Origin of the sequence: Streptomyces griseochromogenes (genome assembly GCF_001542625.1) — a bacterium.
Taxonomy (GTDB): domain Bacteria; phylum Actinomycetota; class Actinomycetes; order Streptomycetales; family Streptomycetaceae; genus Streptomyces; species Streptomyces griseochromogenes.
In genome coordinates, this window is record NZ_CP016279.1 from 4,244,652 (window position 1) to 4,261,502 (window position 16,851).

Genomic DNA, 16,851 nt, shown 5'->3' on the forward strand with positions numbered 1-16,851 from the left:
CGACCCCCGAGCACCCGCACCCCGAAGGGAACCCTCCGATGTCCTCTGCCGACACCCCCGCCTGCCCGGCCCGCCGCTCCTTCGTGCGGACCGCGCTGGGCGCCGGAGCCGCCGGAGCGGTCCTGGCCGGCGGCGGTTTCGCGCTCGGCGAGAGCGGCGGCACCGCCGAGGCGCGGGGCGCGGGCGAGGGCAACGGCGCGAAGGTCCCCTTCCACGGCGCCCACCAGGCCGGGATCCTCACCCCGGCACCGACGGCCGCCACCTTCGTCTCCCTCGACGTCATAGCCGAGGACCGCAAGGGCCTGGCCGACCTGCTGCGGACCATCACCGAGCGGGCCCGCTTCCTCACCTCCGGCGGCGCTCCCGCCGACCTCGGCGTCGGTGCCCCGCCCTCCGACAACGGCATCCTCGGCCCCGAGGTCCCCGCGGACTCCCTGACCGTCACCGTCGGCGTCGGCGCCTCCCTCTTCGACGACCGCTACGGCCTCGCAGGGGCCAGGCCCGCCCGGCTCACCCCGATGCGGACCTTCCCCAACGACAACCTGAATCCGGCCGAGTGCCACGGAGACCTCTCCCTCCAGCTGTGCGGGGGAAGCCAGGACACCGTGCTGCACGCGCTGCGCGACATCGCCCGGCACACCCGGGGCGCCATGCAGATCAAGTGGCGCGTCGACGGCTTCCAGAACGCCCCGCGTCCCACCGGCGCCCAGCGCAACCTGCTCGGCTTCAAGGACGGCATCGCCAACCCGGACGTCAACTCGGCCCGCGAGACCGACCGTCTGATCTGGGTCGGCGACGGGCAGGGCGAGCCCGGCTGGACCAAGGGCGGCAGCTACCAGGTGATCCGGATCATCCGCATGCTCGTGGAGTTCTGGGACCGGGTCTCGCTGACCGAGCAGGAGAAGATGTTCGGCCGCCGCAAGGACACCGGAGCCCCGCTCGACGGCGCCAAGGAGACCGACATCCCCGACTACACCAGGGACCCGCACGGCACCGCGATCCCCGTGGACGCCCACATCCGCCTCGCCAACCCCCGCAAGCCGCAGACCGACAGCTCGCGCATCCTGCGCCGGGGCTACAACTACGACCGGGGCGTGGACAAGGTCGGCAACCTCGACATGGGCCTGGTCTTCTGCTGCTACCAGCAGGACGTCAAGCGCCAGTTCGAGGCGGTGCAGACCCGGCTGATCGACGAGCCGCTGGTCGACTACATCTCCCCTACGGGCGGTGGCTACTTCTTCGCCCTGCCCGGCGTCCGGGACGAGAAGGACTGGCTGGGCCGGGGCCTGCTGTCCGCCTGACCCGCCCGCTCGGCCACGGCCTTTCCCTGTCCATGGGGAAGGCCTGTCGCGGGCTTTACTGCACATCAGTTGCAAGTACGGGAGCATGGCACAGGGCTGCGCAGCGCAGCCGTGCCCGCACCACCAGCGAAGGAAAACACCCTCCCGATGACGGCCGCCCCTGGTTCCGCTCCTTCCCTCCCCGCCCAGGCCGACGCCCGGCGCTCGGCCTGGCACCGCGTCCGAGGCTCCATGACGCGGCGGGAGTGGACCAGGGTCGGCGGGATGGCCGCCTTCGTCCTCGCCCTGCATGTGATCGGCTGGGGCACGCTGGCCGGGATCGTCGCACCGCAGCACTTCAGCGTCGGCAAGGACTCCTTCGGCATCGGCATCGGCGTGACCGCGTACACCCTCGGCATGCGGCACGCCTTCGACGCCGACCACATCGCGGCGATCGACAACACCACCCGCAAGCTGATGGGCGAGGGACAGCGGCCGTTGTCGGTCGGCTTCTGGTTCTCCCTCGGTCACTCCAGCATCGTTTTCGGGCTCTCCCTGCTGCTCTCCCTCGGCATGAAGACCCTCGCCGGCCCCGTCCGCGACGACAACTCGCATCTGCACGAGGTCACCGGCCTGATCGGTACGACGGTCTCCGGCACCTTCCTCTACCTCATCGCCGGCATCAACCTCGTCATCCTGGCCGGCATCTGGAAGGTGTTCCGTCGGATGCGCTCCGGCGACTTCGACGAGGCCGCCCTGGAGGAGCACCTGAACAAGCGAGGCTTCATGAACCGGCTCCTCGGCCGGGTCACGGGGTCCATCACCAAGCCGTGGCAGATGTACCCGCTGGGCCTGCTGTTCGGCCTCGGCTTCGACACCGCGACCGAGATCGCCCTCCTCGTCCTCGCCGGTTCGGGCGCCGCCTCCGGACTGCCCTGGTACGCGATCCTGTGCCTGCCCGTGCTGTTCGCGGCGGGCATGTCCCTGCTGGACACCATCGACGGCTCGTTCATGAACTTCGCCTACGGCTGGGCCTTCTCCAAGCCCGTCCGCAAGGTCTACTACAACCTCACCATCACCGGCCTGTCCGTGGCCGTCGCCCTGATCATCGGCACCGTCGAACTCCTCGGCCTGCTCGCCGACAAGCTGGACCTGCACGGCCCGTTCTGGGACTGGATCGCGGGCCTCGACCTCAACACGGTCGGCTTCGTCATCGTCGGCCTGTTCTTCGCCACCTGGGCGATCGCCCTGCTCGTGTGGAAGACGGGCCGCATCGAGGAGAAGTGGACGACGGGCCTGGCGGAGCAGTCGGCCGACTAGGAATCGTCAAGGTGGATCGAGTAGCGGCGCGGTAGGGGCGGGCGGGTGTGGCGCAGCCGCGTGGTGGGGGCCGTGTTCGCCGTGGCGGGTCCGGCGGCGGTGATAACGGGGGCGGGCGGCCCGGCCCGCGCCATGATCGTTCTGGACATCCTCGCCGCGCTGTCGTTCGGCACGCTCACGGCCTTCGGCTACGTCGCCGCGGGCCTCCTGTGTGCGGCCGCCGGCGTCGTCCCCTCGGCCGTGTTCGCGCTGACCCGCTTCACCCGGTAGACCGGTCGGACTTCACCCCCGTACCCCCAACTCCTTGCGCCACTTGACCAGTTGCCGCTCCGGATCCCCCGTGAACGACCACGGGGTGCGGGTGGCACGGCGGCCGAGCATCCGCAGCAGCGCGGCCGCGAGGTCCGCGGTGCCGGCCAGACAGGCGGCATGGGCCAGGTGGTTCAGGTCCCGCAGCTCGGTCGGGGTCACACCACCCGCCTGCCGGGTCCGCACCCAGCGTTCCCAGGTGCGCCGCACGTCGTTGACCGCGCCGTCGTGGTCCCAGTGCCGGCCGAGGTGCACCGAGTCCCGCTGCCCGCGGGCCCCGTCGAGGGCGTAGCGGTACTCCTCGACCCGGGCGTACTGCACCAGCACCGGCAGCGGGCAGCCGGGCGGCGCCACCCCGGCCGCGTCCCGGGCGAAGTCATACATCAGGCCGTGCGTGCCGTGCCAGCGGGCCGAGTAATAGTGAAGCACCTGGAGGTGACCCTCCACGCTGTACGGGTCGCGGCGGTGCAACTCGTCCCACCAGCGGGCGAGTTCCCGGCGCCGCACCCCCGTCGGATACAGCCGGGCGACCGAGATCAGCGACACCCACGGCGTGGGGTCCTCCGGGCAGGCGTCGGTGGCGTGCAGACAGGACAGGACCGCGGCGTCGATGCGGTCCCGGTCGATCGGCACACCCCGCCCGGCCGTGATGGCCAGATGGAACGCCCGGGCCGTCTCCGTCGCCGCGCGCAGCACCTGCGCGTCGGCGCTGTCCGGCTCGGCGGCCAGCCACGACTCCACCGTGGAACTGCCCGCGCAGACCTGGGCGAGCAGGCGAACCCGGTGGCCGCGCACCGCCCAGTCGTCGCCGGTGACCCACAACAGGTCCCTGAGGCCCTGCCAGCGGCCGATGACGACGTCCTGCCGGGCGGAGGTGAGCGGCGCGTCCCCGCAGTCGGGGTCGAAATCGGGCGTGAAACGGTCTCGCGCCATCGGGAGCCCCCTCAGAAGTCGGTGGGGAGACCCTCGTGCGGCCGCGACGGCACCCCGGCGCCGTCGGGAACGTACTCCGCCTCGACGGCGCGGGTCGCATCCAGCTTCGCGGGCCGGTAGTAGTCGCTGCCCTGCCGCCAGTACCAGAACATCGGGACGAGCCCGACGGCGAGCCCGCCCAAGCCGATCGCGATCGCGGCGCCGCTCAGCTGGCCCAGCGACTCGACGAAGATCCAGAACATGAACAGGGCGCCGAACAGCGGCCACAGCCCGCCGAAGACGAAGTTGGCCGCGGATTTCAGCAGCATCTTGCGGTAGGCGACGACGACCGCGAGGCCGGCCAGCCCGTAGTAGACCGCGATCTGCAGGCCGATCGCCGAGATCGCGTCGGAGAGGATCTCGCCCACCGAGCCGAGCGCGTTGGAGGCGATGAACATCGCCAGCGCCACCGCGCCGACCACCACGATCGCCACCCAGGGCGTGTTCCACGTGCGGTGCACCCGGCCCAGCGCGGACGGCATCGTACGGTCGCGGCCCATCGCGAACAACGAGCGCGTGACCTGGATGAGCGTGGTCTCCAGGGTGGCGATGGTGGACAGCATCACGGACACGACGAGCAGCTTGCCGCCCCAGCCCGGCCAGATCTCCTCGCCCAGCACCGCGAGCACGTTGGCGTCGTTCTCCTCGATCTGTTTCGAGGTCAGGATGACGTTCACGGCGATGGTGAACACCTCGAACAGCAGGAAGACGATGCCGACCCCGATGAGGCCGGCCAGTCCGGTCGTGCGACGGCTGTTGCGGGTCTCCTCGCTGAGATTGCTGGTGACGTCCCAGCCCCAGTAGTAGAACGCGGCGAGCAGCGCGCCCGACGCGAATCCGCCGATGCCGTCGAAGTGGGAGAAGCCCAGCCAGGACCAGTCGAAGGCGCGGGCGCTCGGCGTGTGGAGGACGGCGAGCACCGCGAACAGGGCCAGGATCCCCAACTCCACGCCGGACATGAGCAGCTGGGCGCGGACCGTGAGCCGGGCGCCGCCGAGCACCACGCCCAGCATGACGAGGAACCACAGCGCGCCGACCACCGTGGACAGCGCCGTGTTGTCCGCGAGCTTCGCGTCGAAGAGCGCCAGCGTCATCGAACCGGCGGGCAGCGAGCCGGCCACCATGAAGATGGTCGCCGAGATCACCAGCGCCCAGCCGCTGATGAAGCCCAGGAACGGGTGCAGGGTACGGCCCACCCAGGAGTAGCTGGCTCCCGCGTTGACGTCGATCCGGCTGAGGTAGCTGAACGCCAGAGCGATGCCCAGCATGGGTATCGCGCAGTACAGCAGGGCGGCCGGGCTGGCCAGTCCCACCGCGCCGACGAGAACGGCGGTGGTCGCGGCGAGCGAGTACGCGGGCGCGCTGCCGGCGACCGCCATCACCACGGTGTCGAACGTGCCGAGGACGTTGGCCTGCAGGCCTCTGCCCCTGTTGTTGCTCATGGTCGTGCCGCTTTCCGGTTGTGCACGGCGCACGGGCGCCTGGCCCGACGGCGTACGGGTGGGGGGTGCGGGACCCGCCTCGGACCCGGAAGAGGGATGGCCTCGGGGTCAGGGGCCGGCCAGGAGGAGGCAACGGGGTGGTGACACGGGTGTGGCGCCAAAGGGGTGGTGGACACACCGTGCAGCCGAGCGTCGGCGGACGGTCACCGTGTGTGGGTGTGACTATAGCGGCACTTATTGCTGTTTCAAGATGACCAACCGGTAACCTGCGCTGACCGGTTCGGATACCGTTCAGTCGGCCAGATGATCGATCTGGCGCAGCTTGTTGGTCGCGTCCAGGGCTGCCACTTTGTACGACTCCGCCAGCGTCGGGTAGTTGAAGACCGCGTCGACCAGGTAGTCGACCGTGCCGCCGCAGCCCATCACGGACTGGCCGATGTGGATCAGCTCGGTGGCGCCCGTGCCGAAGCAGTGCACGCCGAGCAGGCTGCGGTCCACCGGGGAGACCAGCAGCTTCAGCATGCCGTGGGAGTCCCCGATGATCTGGCCCCGGGCCAGCTCCCGGTAGCGGGCGATGCCCACCTCGAAGGGGACGCGGTCCTCGGTGAGTCGGTCCTCGGTGCGGCCGACGAAGCTGATCTCCGGGATCGTGTAGATGCCGATCGGCTGGAGGTTGTGCATGCGCCCGACCGGCTCCCCGCAGGCGTGATACGCGGCCGCCCGGCCCTGTTCCATCGAGGTCGCCGCGAGGGCCGGGAAACCGATCACGTCACCGACGGCGTAGATGTGCGGCACCTCGGTGCGGTAGTGCTCGTCCACCGCGATCCTGCCGCGTGGATCGGCCGTCAGCCCCGCCCGCTCCAGGTCGAGTCCCGCCGTGAGCCCCTGGCGGCCCGCCGAGTACATCACCGCGTCGGCGGGGATCTTCTTGCCGCTCTCCAGCACGGTCAGCGTGCCCCGGGGATGGCGTTCGACGGCCGCGACGGTCTCTCCGAAGCGGAAGGTCACGGCGAGGTCCCGCAGGTGGTACTTGAGCGACTCCACGACCTCCACGTCGCACAGGTCCAGCATTGCGGGCCGCTTCTCCACGACGGTCACCTTGCTGCCGAGCGCGGCGAACATCGAGGCGTACTCCATGCCGATCACACCGGCACCCACGATCACCATCGAGCGCGGCACCCGCTCCAGCGAGAGCACGTTGTCCGAGTCCATGATCGTGCGACCGTCGAACTCCACGCTGTCCGGGCGGGCCGGCCGGGTGCCGGTGGCGATCACGATGTGCTCGGCGTTCAGCAGCCGTTCGTTTCCGCTGACCTCGTCGCGCAGGGTCACGGTGTGCGGGCCGGTGAACCGGCCCGTCCCGGAGTACACGGCCACCTGGTTGCGGGCCAGCTGACTGCGGACGACGTCCACCTCACGGCCGACCACGTGCCGGGTACGCGCGGTCAGGTCGCCGACGGTGATGTCGTCCTTCAACCGGTAGCTCTGCCCGTACAGGTCGCGCTGGGTGAGTCCGGTCAGGTACAGCACGGCCTCGCGCAGGGTCTTGGAGGGGATGGTGCCGGTGTGGAGCGACACCCCGCCGATCATGTCGGGGCGGTCGACGACGGCGACCCGGCGGCCGAGCTTGGCCGCGGCGATCGCGGCCTTCTGGCCACCGGGTCCGGATCCGATCACGAGCATGTCGAAGTCGGGCACCCTCAGGAGTCTGACAGCCACCGGGTGCCGCACGGAAGCCCCTGTGCCGCCGCCGCGAACGGCGGCCGGACGTCAACTTCCCAGCCGCAATGCCTCACGCAACGCGCCGGCACGCTCGAGCCGTACGCTCCTCGGCGCCTCGCACAGTTCCGGGTCGGGCATGCGGAACGCGTCGCCGTCGAACCGGGGGACGACATGGACGTGCACGTGGTGAAGGACTTGACCCGGGATGTGGTTGTTCTGCAGGACGCTGCTTCCGACGGCCCCGTAGGCGTCCTTCACGGCGGCGGTCACTCGCGCCGTGACCTCGAAGATCTCATGCAGGAGCTCGGTCGGTACCTCATGCAGACCGGTCACGTGCGACACCGGCAGGACAAGCGCGTGACCGGGGTTGCGCCGTCGCTGCTTGAGCGCGGGGACGACGAAGACGTTGTCCGAACGGCAGACGACCAGGTCTTCGTCGATCTCGCCTCGTCCGATCCCGCAGAAGGCGCAGTCGCTCACCCCGAAGACCTCCGAAGTCACCTCGTGCCGGCTTCATCCGGCTCGAACGAGGCGTGTGACAGGGATACTTGCATAATGGAGGTATCGAGGGGTTCGTGGGTCAACACCACGCACGACTGGGCCTGCCTCGTCGATTCGGATCATCTTGCGCACATCCGGCGGTGCCCGGAGAGGTTCGCGCCGACCGGACCGTGGCATCTGGTCCTTGAGGTTCTCGCGTGTCTCGCCATGGCGTGGCCGGCTCTGGAGATTCGAGTGGACGACAGGTCATGACCGGGTGAGAACGCCGGGCCCTCACAGAGACGCGAGGTTGTCCGCCAGGTCGGCGAGGCCGAGGGAGCCCTGGGTGAGCGCGTTCCTGTGCCAGGTCTTCAGGTCGAAGGCGGAGCCCAGGCGGCGGCGGGCGGCGTCGCGCCCCTGCAGCCAGGCGCGCTCTCCCAGCTTGTAGCCGATGGCCTGGCCGGGCCAGCCGAGATAGCGGTCGATCTCGCTGGTCCGACGGGCGGTGTCGCTGCCGTGGTGGTCGGCCATGAACGCGGTGGCGAGGTCCGGGGTCCAGCGTTCGCCGGGATGGAAGCCGGAGTCGGCCGGCACGGTCAGTTCCAGGTGCATGCCGATGTCGATGATCACTCGGATGATCCGGAGCATCTGCTTGTCCAGATACCCGAGGCGGCGGGCGGGGTCCGTGAGAAAGCCCAGTTCGTCCATCAGACGCTCGGCGTACAGGGCCCAGCCTTCCTTGTCGGCGCTGACGGCGCCGAGGGTGATCTGATAGCGGCTGAGACGGTCCGCGGCGGCGGTCCAGTGCGCGGTCTGCAGATGGTGCCCGGGAACGCCCTCGTGGTACCAGGTGCTGACGATCTCCCAGGTGGGGAACGTCTGTTGGCCCAAAGTGGGCAGGTACGTGCGCCCGGGGCGGCTGAAGTCCAGGCTGGGGCCGGTGTAGTAGGGAGCGCCCGAGCTGCCCGGCGGCGCGATCCTCGTCTCGACCCGGCGGAGCGGGCCGGAGATGTCGAAGTGGGTGCCGTCGAGCGCGTCGATCGCCTCGTCGATGATGTCCTGGAGCCAGCCGCGGATGTTCTCCTCACCCGTGATGGCGTGGCCGTACCGGTTCAGATGGTCCATGGTCTCCCGGACGGTGGCGCCCGGGAGGATCCGGCCGGCCTCGGCCAGCATCTCGGCAGCCGTGCGGTGGAACTCCTCCCAGGCCCAGGCGTAAGCCTCGGCCGGGTCCGGGCCGGTGCCGTTGGACCAGCGGGCCGAGCGCAGATAGCGCTCGCGTCCGACGGCGTCCGGGGTGCCGTCCGCGGCGGGCAGGTACGTGCCGAGCAGCCAGTCACGGAATCCGGCCACCGCGCTCGTCGCCCGGTCGGCGGCGGCGTCCAGCTCGGGCCTGAGCCGATCCGGAGCCGCGGCCACGAACCCGGCGAACCAGCTCGCGCCGTCGGACTCCTGACCGGTCCAGGCGGCGAGCTGCCCGCTGACGGCCAGGACCTGGCGGGGCGCGCACAGCAGCCCGCGGGCGATGCCCTCGGTCAGGGTCGCCCGGTATCCGTCCAGCGCGCCGGGCAGATTGCGCAGCCGCCCGGCGACGGCAGCCCAGTCCTGGTCGGTGCCGGTGGGCATCAGGGTGAAGATGCTCCGTACTTTGTGCAGGGGAGAGCTGACGTTGCGCAGCTCGCGGAAGTGGTCGCCCGCCTCGTGCAGGGCGAGTTGCGCGGTCAGCCGTTCCCGCAGCAACCGGGCACAGGTGCGCTCGGCGCCCTCCAGCACCACACCGTCCTTCTCGGCGGCCCGCTCGGTGGCGTCGAGCGCGCGCAGCGCTCGCCGGGCCTGCTCGGCGAGCGCCTCGAAGCCCTCGGGCGACAGATCCGGCTGCCGTTCGTCCTCGGGGTGCACACCGAGTCGGGTCGAGATCATGGGGTCGAGGGCGGCGACCTGCGCGACGTGGTCGTCGGCGATCCGGCGCGGGGTGCTCGGCTTCTCGGACATGGTCGTCATGCTGACGCACCGTCGCCGACCGTGTCAGCAGGCCACCGTCGCCTTTCGGCCGCTCGGGAGCGCGCACGAGCCGGGTGCCGTCGCCGTCCGTCACAGGTCGAGGACGACTTCGGTTGCCGGTTCGCTGCAGCAGACGAGGACGGTGCCGGTCTCGGGAGGTTCGAGGGGCGGGGTGGTGTAGGTGATGTCGCCCGACACCAGGTGAGTGACGCAGGTGTGACAGACCCCGGTGCGGCAGGACCAGCGGGTGGGGATGTCGCAGGCCTCGGCGAGACCGAGCAGCGAGGCGTGAGCGGGCGACCAGGGGGTGGTGATGCCGCTGCGGGCGAAGGTGACGAGAGGGCCGGTGCCAGGAGGGCCCGGTGGCCGGTGTGGCGGGACGGCGGCGGTGGGCGTGACGCCGGGGTTGATGGCGGGCAGGGCGCTGAACTGTTCTGTATGGATCCGCTCGGGGCGCAGGCCGTGGTCGCGCAGGACTCTGCCGAGGTCGTCCATGAAGGCGGACGGTCCGCACAGGTAGGCGTCGGCGTCGGTGGGGATGCCCGTGGCCACGAGCTTTGAGGCGGTCGGACGGCCCTGGTCGATGTGGTGCTCTCCGGGTCGCGGGGCGGCCTCGGCGGTGTAGTAGACGTGCTCGTGGGCGCCGGGGAGTTGAGCCAGGAGCGCGTGGGTCTCGTCCGCGAAGGCGTGATGGGCGCGGTCGTGGGCGACGTGGATCCACCAGAGGGGGCGCGGGTCTCGGGCGGCGGCGAGCCGGTGGAGCATGGCGAGCACGGGGGTGGCGCCGATCCCCGCGGAGATGAGGACGACCGGGCGGGTGCCTTCCGCGAGCACGAACGTTCCGCGGGGGCTGGCGATGTCCAAGAGGTCCCCGGCGCGGAGCGTGTCGTGGATGTAGGCGCTGACCTTCCCCCGGGCCTCGTGCTTGACGCTGATGCGGTAGGCGTCGGCGCTGGGCGCGGAGGACAGGGAGTAGCTGCGTACGGTGGGTGCGGTGTCGCCGGCGGCGAGGCGGACGGAGAGGTACTGGCCCGGGCGGGCCTCGGGCAGGGGAGTGCCGTCGGTGGTGTTGAGGTAGATCGACGAGATGGTGGGTGTCTCGGGGACGATACGGGCGACGCGCATGGGTTTGAAGCCCGGCCACCCCGGCTCTTCACGGGGCTGCTGGGCGGTGCCGAGTCCGCCGGGCCATCCAGGTTCCCGTCCGGGCTGCCGGGCGGCGGCGAGTTCGCGGAAGGACTGCTGCCATCCGGGGCTGAGGGCGGGGATGTTCAGCGCTCTGCGCAGCTTCGCGGGGTCGCGGTCGGGGAGGTAGAGCAGCGCGTCGGTGTCGGCGACGCTGAGTGCTTCCGGGCCCTTGCGGGTCAGGGTGATCTCGTCGCCGGCCTGCACGCCTCCCTCGGTGAGGACGCGCAGGTAGAAGCCGGGGCGGTGGTGGGCGACCAGCAGGGAGGCCATGGTGGGTTCGCCCAGCCGCAGGCCGACGCGGTAGCAGGTGACGCGCGGCTGGGTGACTTCGAACTCGGCCTCGCCGATGCGGTACCGGTCACCGATGCACACGTCGTCGTCCGGCAGCCCGTCGACGGTGAAGTTCTCCCCGAACATCCCGAAGGACAGGTCGTCGCGACCGAGGTGCTTCTGCCAGTACCGGTAGGAATCCAGCTGGTAGACGAGGACGGCGCGCATCTCGCCGCCGTGCCCGGCCAGGTCTCCCTGACCGTCTCCGTCGATGTTCAGGCGCCGCACCGTCCGGGGCCCGTCGACGGGCGACTTCCAGGCTCCGGTGTGGACCGTCCTTCCCTGCCAGGCGACGTCCCTGGGCATCCCCACGTTGACGGACAGCAGCGTCGCCATCGCGGACCTCCTGCGGGTGGCCGACCGGGCAGCCCCTCGTGGCGCTGTGCCTTGTGCGCTCGGCCCGATCCTAGTTCGGGTGCCGGTACCCCCGCGATTTCACGGAGTCGCCCACCCGGCCGCGGCGTCGTGCCTTCATGCGGTTGCGCTGGCAGACGTCCGCGTGCCGGGTGAGGGTTTGACGTGGGTCGACGTTCCGCCGCGCGGGCACGGCAACACCGGCCCGGAAACCAGCCTAACCAGTAAAAGCATCTTGACAGGTTAGCCGCGGCGTGCTCGACTGGGAATGTAACCGGTGAACATCAATAGAGGGGTTAGGGATATGGCTTCCGCAGTCCACCACCGCACCGCCACCGTCGGAGACCTCGAAGTCTTCTACCGGGAGGCCGGCGACCCGAAGGCACCGACCGTGCTCCTGCTCCACGGCTTCCCGACCAGCTCGCACATGTTCCGCCACCTGATCCCTGCGCTCGCCGACCGCTACCACGTGATCGCCCCCGACCACATCGGGTTCGGTCAGTCCGCCATGCCCGCCCCGCGGGACTTCCCGTACACCTTCGAGGCCCTCACCGAGGTCACCTCCGGCCTGCTCCGGCACCTGGGCATCGACCGGTTCGCGATGTACGTCCAGGACTACGGCGCCCCCATCGGCTGGCGGCTCGCACTGAAGGCCCCGGACCGCATCACCGCGATCATCACCCAGAACGGAAACGCCTACGAAGAGGGCTTCGTCAGGCCCTTCTGGGACGGAGTCTTCGCCTACACCGAGGCCCCGGGACCGGACACCGAGGCCCCCATGCGAGCCGCCCTGACCCTTGAGGTCACCCGTTGGCAGTACGTGAACGGAGTCGCCGACCCCAGCCTGGTCAGCCCCGACAACTGGGTCCACGACCAGGCGCTGCTGGACCGCCCCGGAAACGACGAGATCCAGCTCAGGCTCTTCCGCGACTACCCGACCAACGTCGGCCTCTACCCGCGCGTACACCAGTACTTCCGCGATTCCCAGGTCCCGCTGCTGGCGGTCTGGGGAGCGAACGACGAGATCTTCGGCCCCGAGGGCGCGAAGGCCTTCAGCCGGGACCTGCCCGGCGCCGAGATCCACCTGCTCGAGTCCGGGCACTTCGCCCTGGAGAGCCACCTGGAGCCCATCACCGAGCACATCCGCGACTTCCTCGCCCGCGTCCTCGCCTGACGCGCGGGCCCGACCGGCGCGACCACACGCCCACCCCGTATCCGGAAGGACCCGCCATGGGACTGTCCTGGCAACAAGGCCCCCTCTCCGCGGGCGCCGTCGGACACTTCCTCACCGCCGACCCCCTGCCCGAGCGACTCCTGTTCGCCGAGCGGCTGCGCCGCCGTATGCGGGTGAGGTTCGACAGCGCCTGGATCGCCGACAGCGAGAACGTCGTCCTCCTGCACGAACCGGGCCGCTACCCGGTCGCCTACTTCCCCCACGAGGACATCGGCGAGCGGGTCCTGGTCGCAGGCGGCAAGGTCACCCACCACAAGGACCTCGGCGAGACGGCCTGGTACGCGGTGCGGGCCGGTGACCGCACCACCGAGCGCGCTGCCTGGGAGTTCACCGCCCCGCCCGATCACGCCGCCGAGCTCCGGGGCCGTATCGCCTTCGCCTGGCGAGCCATGGACGCCTTCTACGAGGAGGACGAGCGCATCCTCGGACACGCGGCGGACCCGTACCACCGCATCGACATCCGCAGCACCTCCCGCACGCTGGAAGTCCGGCTCGGCGACACCGTGATCGCCCGGTCCGAGCGCCCGCTCGTGCTCTACGAGTCCGGATTCGCCCCGCGCTGGTACGTCCCGCGTGCCGACATCGACGAGAGCCGGCTGCGCCCCGTCGAAGGCCGGACGTTCTGTCCCTACAAGGGCCTGTGCGACTACTACGACATCGGCGCCGCGCGCCGCGCGGCCTGGGCGTACCGCGACCCCTACCGAGAGGCCGACAGGATCGGCGGCCTGGTGTCGTTCGAACCGGACGAGGTGGAGGTCCGCCTCGACGGCACACGCCTGCGCCTCGAACCCGGGCAGAACGTCGTCCCCCACGGCGTCGACCGTGGCCTCGACGCCGACGAGGCCGAGCCCAGCTGACCCCGCTGGACGGGACCCCACCCCTCATCGAACAGCTGTGACCAGCCCCGATTGCGATGTGAGAGAACATGAGTGCAACCAGCGACAACCAGACGGGCGGCATCTACGACGTGATCGTTCTGGGCGCCGGACCGGTCGGCCAGAACGTCGCCGACCATGCCCGGGCCGCCGGGCTCTCGGTGGCCGTGGTGGAGCGTGAACTCGTCGGGGGCGAATGCTCCTACTGGGCCTGCGTCCCCAGCAAGGCGCTGCTGCGGCCGGTCATCGCGGTCGCCGACGCCCGCCGCGTGGACGGCGCCCGGCAGGCCGTCACCGGCCGGCTCGACACCGGAAGGGTCTTCGCCCGCCGCAACCGCTATGTCACCGACTGGGACGACACCGGCCAGGCCGAGTGGGTGAAGTCCATCGGCGCCGACCTCTTCCGCGGTCACGGACGGATCGCGGGTCCCCGCCGAGTCACGGTCACCGGCGACGACGGCGCACACCACAGCCTCACCGCCCGGCACGCCGTGGCCATCGCCACCGGCAGCGGGCCGGCGCTGCCCGACATCCCCGGCATCGAGGAGGCCCGGCCGTGGACGAACCGGCACGGTACCGACTCCAGCAGCGTGCCCGCCCGGCTCGTCGTCGTGGGCGGCGGGGGCGTGGGCGTGGAGATGGCCACCCTCTGGCAGGGCCTCGGCTCTCAGGTCACCCTGCTCGTCCGGCGCCGGCTGCTCCCGCGCATGGAATCCTTCGCGGGCGAGCTGATCGAACGCAGCCTCACCGAGGCGGGCGCCGAAGTGCGCACCGGCGTGCAGGTCACCGGCCTGCGCCGCCCCGACCCCGCAGGACCCGTCACCCTCACCCTGGACGACGGCGGCGAACTGGAGGCCGACGAGGTGCTGTTCGCCACCGGCCGCGCACCCGCTACCGGTGACATCGGCCTGGACACGGTCGGTCTCACCCCGGGCTCGTGGCTGGACGTGGACACCACCTGCCTGGTCGACGGTGTCGACGGCGACTGGCTGTACGCCCTCGGGGACGTCAACCACCGTGCCCTGCTCACCCACCAGGGCAAGTACCAGGCCCGTACCGCCGGCGACGCCATCGCCGCCCGAGCCGCCGGCCGGCCGGTGGACGACGCCCCCTGGGGCGACCACGCCACCACCGCCGACCAGCACGCCGTACCCCAGGTGTTCTTCACCGACCCCGAGGCGGCGGCGGTGGGGCTGAGCGCCGAGCAGGCCACCGGGGCCGGCCACCGCGTCCAGGTCGTCGACGTCGAGTTCGACGCCGCCCAGGGTGCCAAGCTCTACGCCGACGGCTACCGGGGTCACGCCCGGATGGTCGTCGACCTCGACCGGGAGGTCCTGCTCGGGGTGACCTTCGTCGGCCCGGGCGTCAGCGAGCTCCTGCACTCGGCCACCGTCGCCGTCGCGGGCGAGGTCCCGCTCAAACGGCTCAGGCACGCGATCGCCTGCTTCCCGACCGTCAGCGAGATCTGGCTCTTCCTCCTCGCCGCCTACCGGCGCGACTGAGCCATGGCGCCCGGGCCACCCACCCTCCCCGCCCCGACGGCACGGTCGGTCACAGGCGCGCCGAACCACCTCGGGATCTGCCTGAGCAGGTCCGCCTGGTCGTCGCCGGCCCAGGCCACATGACCGTCCGGCCGCAGCAGCACCGCGGGCGCGTCCAGCTCCTCGCCGACGTCGCTGACGTCGACGACATGGTCGATCCGATCCGCCCAGCCCGCCACCGAGAGCCGGCCGGTCCGGTCGAGCAGCAGCCCGCGGCCGGCGTGCATCAGCTCGTAGAGCCGACCCTGCCCCAGCTCCACGTCCCGCTGTCGCCGGCCGAGCAGTTCGTGCCCCTCGCCGAAGTCGTAGCGGATCCCGATCGCGATGATCTTCTCGGTCAGGTACCGGTTCACCTCCTCGAAGTCCATCAGTTCCGACACCAGCCGGCGCACTGCCTGGGGCCCCGGCTCGACGGACATCAACTGCATCTGCGCGCGGGTGTTGTCGAGCACGTCGGCGGCCACCGGGCGCCGTTCGGTCTCGTAGGTGTCCAGCAGCCCTTCCGGCGCCCAGCCGCCCACCTCGGCGGCCAGTTTCCAGCCGAGGTTGAACGCGTCCTGGACTCCGAGGTTGAGCCCCTGTCCGCCGGTCGGCGGGTGGACGTGCGCCGCGTCGCCGGCCAGGAGCACCCGGCCGGCCCGGTAGCGCTCGGCGAGCCGGGTCCCGTCGCCGAAGCGGGAGAGCCAGCGCGGTGAGTGCACCCCGAAGTCGGTGCCGGCGACCACCCGAAGCTGCTGCCTGACCTCCTCGAAGGACGGCGGGACCGAGCGGTCCTCGGCCACCCCCGCGGCGGGCACGACGACGCGGTGCACCCCGTCGCCCAGGGGCATGAAGCCGAACCGCTTCTGGGTCTTGCGGACTTCGGCCATCCTGTCGGCCAGCGTTTCCGGCGGCACGCCCACCTCCATCTCGCCCAGCAGCGTGTCGACCCTGCTGGGCTCGCCGGGGAAGCCGACGCCGAGCAGCTTGCGCACCTTGCTGCGACCGCCGTCGCAGCCGACGAGATAGCGCGAACGCAGCCGCGTGCCGTCGGCCAGCTCGGCGGTCACCCCGTCCTCGTCCTGGCTCAGCCCGACCAGTTCGCGGCCGCGGCGGATCTCGGCGCCGAGTTCGGCGGCGTGCTCGGCCAGCAGGCGATCGGTGGTGGTCTGCGGGATGCCGAGGACGTACGCGTGCGCGCTGTCCAACCGGTCCGGCGCCGGCTTGCCGATGGCGGCGAAGAAGCCGCCGACCGGGTACTGCCGGCCGAGCGCGAGGAACCGGTCCAGCAGACCGCGCTGGTCCATGATCTCGATGCTGCGTGCGTGCAGGCCGAGCGCGCGGACGACCTTGCCCGGTTCCGCCTCCTTCTCCAGCACGACCGTGTGGACGCCGTGGAGCCGCAACTCGGCGGCCAGCATCAATCCGGTCGGTCCTCCGCCGACCACGATGACGTCAATCATCAAACCCCCCATATAACGAATTCGACCGCGAACTTCGCGAGTTTCTCAATTCCGAAAGTTCTGGCTGCGGTCGGCAATTCTGCGGCATCCCCTGGGCCTTGCCGCAAGGCCCCCCATGCGCTATAGGTTGAGAGTGGAGAGGAGCGAACGGCTTCCTCTCCGTTTCGCTTTCTGTGTCCCGCCCCTCCTGTCGGCCCGCACTTCGCCGAACGCGCCCGCGAACCCTGCGGGCGGCGGCGTCACCCTGCGTAACGCACGGTCGGTGCGTGCGACAGTGCGCCGGGCGGGCGCACCCACGTGACCTGCGCAGGCGCCCCTGCCCGGCGTCTCCCCGTTGGTGTCCTCGACGTTTCCCGGAACG

The 16,851-nt window shown here is 70.9% G+C and carries 13 protein-coding genes; 6 read left to right on the plus strand and 7 right to left on the minus strand.

Annotated elements, in window-relative coordinates; genetic code table 11:
- Nucleotides 1–38 precede the first annotated feature (38 nt).
- The 3 genes from efeB to AVL59_RS18015 all read left to right on the plus strand — a co-directional run bounded on the left by efeB (nucleotide 39) and on the right by AVL59_RS18015 (nucleotide 2,870).
- On the plus strand, nucleotides 39–1,301 hold the full coding sequence (efeB, locus tag AVL59_RS18005) for an iron uptake transporter deferrochelatase/peroxidase subunit (RefSeq protein WP_067305417.1): 1,263 nt from the start codon (nucleotides 39–41) through the stop codon (nucleotides 1,299–1,301).
- Between the two features lie 147 nt (nucleotides 1,302–1,448).
- A complete protein-coding gene (gene nicT, locus AVL59_RS18010) occupies nucleotides 1,449–2,600 on the plus strand; it encodes a Nickel transporter NicT (RefSeq protein ID WP_208870396.1) in 1,152 nt (383 codons plus the stop codon).
- 45 nt (nucleotides 2,601–2,645) lie between these two features.
- The gene (locus tag AVL59_RS18015; RefSeq protein ID WP_067305420.1) at nucleotides 2,646–2,870 is read left to right on the plus strand and encodes a hypothetical protein; all 225 of its coding nucleotides are present in this window, start codon (nucleotides 2,646–2,648) and stop codon (nucleotides 2,868–2,870) included.
- A gap of 12 nt (nucleotides 2,871–2,882) precedes the next feature.
- Here the strand turns inward: AVL59_RS18015 and AVL59_RS18020 are convergent, their stop codons facing one another.
- From AVL59_RS18020 to AVL59_RS18045, 6 genes are all read right to left on the minus strand, one after another.
- Nucleotides 2,883–3,842 carry a hypothetical protein gene (locus AVL59_RS18020; protein WP_067305422.1) on the minus strand — a complete coding sequence of 320 codons (960 nt, stop codon included), beginning with the start codon at nucleotides 3,840–3,842 and terminating at the stop codon, nucleotides 2,883–2,885.
- Nucleotides 3,843–3,853: 11 nt separating this feature from the next.
- Nucleotides 3,854–5,323 carry an APC family permease gene (locus AVL59_RS18025; protein WP_067305425.1) on the minus strand — a complete coding sequence of 490 codons (1,470 nt, stop codon included), beginning with the start codon at nucleotides 5,321–5,323 and terminating at the stop codon, nucleotides 3,854–3,856.
- Between the two features lie 291 nt (nucleotides 5,324–5,614).
- Nucleotides 5,615–7,021: a Si-specific NAD(P)(+) transhydrogenase gene (gene sthA / locus AVL59_RS18030; protein WP_067305428.1), complete on the minus strand. Its 1,407-nt coding sequence runs from the start codon at nucleotides 7,019–7,021 to the stop codon at nucleotides 5,615–5,617.
- A 72-nt stretch (nucleotides 7,022–7,093) separates the two neighbouring features.
- Nucleotides 7,094–7,546, minus strand: coding sequence for an HIT family protein (locus AVL59_RS18035; RefSeq protein WP_237281537.1), 453 nt, complete (start codon nucleotides 7,544–7,546; stop codon nucleotides 7,094–7,096).
- A gap of 273 nt (nucleotides 7,547–7,819) precedes the next feature.
- The gene (locus AVL59_RS18040) at nucleotides 7,820–9,517 is read right to left on the minus strand and encodes a DUF885 domain-containing protein (protein ID WP_067317414.1); all 1,698 of its coding nucleotides are present in this window, start codon (nucleotides 9,515–9,517) and stop codon (nucleotides 7,820–7,822) included.
- Between the two features lie 99 nt (nucleotides 9,518–9,616).
- Nucleotides 9,617–11,380, minus strand: a complete 1,764-nt coding sequence (locus AVL59_RS18045) for an MOSC and FAD-binding oxidoreductase domain-containing protein (protein WP_067305431.1) — start codon at nucleotides 11,378–11,380, stop codon at nucleotides 9,617–9,619.
- Between the two features lie 322 nt (nucleotides 11,381–11,702).
- On the opposite strand from AVL59_RS18045, the gene AVL59_RS18050 reads away from it, so the two are divergent.
- From AVL59_RS18050 to AVL59_RS18060, 3 genes are all read left to right on the plus strand, one after another.
- Nucleotides 11,703–12,572 (plus strand): alpha/beta fold hydrolase, encoded by an 870-nt coding sequence (locus tag AVL59_RS18050; RefSeq protein WP_067305433.1) that lies wholly within the window; start codon nucleotides 11,703–11,705, stop codon nucleotides 12,570–12,572.
- A 56-nt stretch (nucleotides 12,573–12,628) separates the two neighbouring features.
- Nucleotides 12,629–13,489, plus strand: a complete 861-nt coding sequence (locus tag AVL59_RS18055) for a DUF427 domain-containing protein (protein WP_067305435.1) — start codon at nucleotides 12,629–12,631, stop codon at nucleotides 13,487–13,489.
- 68 nt (nucleotides 13,490–13,557) lie between these two features.
- The gene (locus AVL59_RS18060) at nucleotides 13,558–15,009 is read left to right on the plus strand and encodes a dihydrolipoyl dehydrogenase family protein (RefSeq protein ID WP_067305437.1); all 1,452 of its coding nucleotides are present in this window, start codon (nucleotides 13,558–13,560) and stop codon (nucleotides 15,007–15,009) included.
- On the opposite strand, the gene rox is transcribed toward AVL59_RS18060, so the two are convergent.
- Nucleotides 14,994–16,490, minus strand: coding sequence for a rifampin monooxygenase (gene rox, locus AVL59_RS18065; RefSeq protein ID WP_079146761.1), 1,497 nt, complete (start codon nucleotides 16,488–16,490; stop codon nucleotides 14,994–14,996). The two genes, AVL59_RS18060 and rox, sit on opposite strands and share 16 nt — an antisense overlap.
- Between the last annotated feature and the right edge of the window lie 361 nt (nucleotides 16,491–16,851).

What these genes read in the sequence shown, in the direction of transcription:
- efeB (WP_067305417.1), top strand. Translation starts at nt 39, where the DNA reads ATGTCCTCTGCCGACACCCCCGCCTGCCCGGCCCGCCGCTCCTTCGTG.
- nicT (WP_208870396.1), top strand. Translation starts at nt 1,449, where the DNA reads ATGACGGCCGCCCCTGGTTCCGCTCCTTCCCTCCCCGCCCAGGCCGAC.
- AVL59_RS18020 (WP_067305422.1), bottom strand. Translation starts at nt 3,842, where the DNA reads ATGGCGCGAGACCGTTTCACGCCCGATTTCGACCCCGACTGCGGGGAC.
- AVL59_RS18025 (WP_067305425.1), bottom strand. Translation starts at nt 5,323, where the DNA reads ATGAGCAACAACAGGGGCAGAGGCCTGCAGGCCAACGTCCTCGGCACG.
- AVL59_RS18040 (WP_067317414.1), bottom strand. Translation starts at nt 9,517, where the DNA reads ATGTCCGAGAAGCCGAGCACCCCGCGCCGGATCGCCGACGACCACGTC.
- AVL59_RS18045 (WP_067305431.1), bottom strand. Translation starts at nt 11,380, where the DNA reads ATGGCGACGCTGCTGTCCGTCAACGTGGGGATGCCCAGGGACGTCGCC.
- AVL59_RS18050 (WP_067305433.1), top strand. Translation starts at nt 11,703, where the DNA reads ATGGCTTCCGCAGTCCACCACCGCACCGCCACCGTCGGAGACCTCGAA.
- AVL59_RS18055 (WP_067305435.1), top strand. Translation starts at nt 12,629, where the DNA reads ATGGGACTGTCCTGGCAACAAGGCCCCCTCTCCGCGGGCGCCGTCGGA.
- AVL59_RS18060 (WP_067305437.1), top strand. Translation starts at nt 13,558, where the DNA reads ATGAGTGCAACCAGCGACAACCAGACGGGCGGCATCTACGACGTGATC.
- rox (WP_079146761.1), bottom strand. Translation starts at nt 16,490, where the DNA reads ATGATTGACGTCATCGTGGTCGGCGGAGGACCGACCGGATTGATGCTG.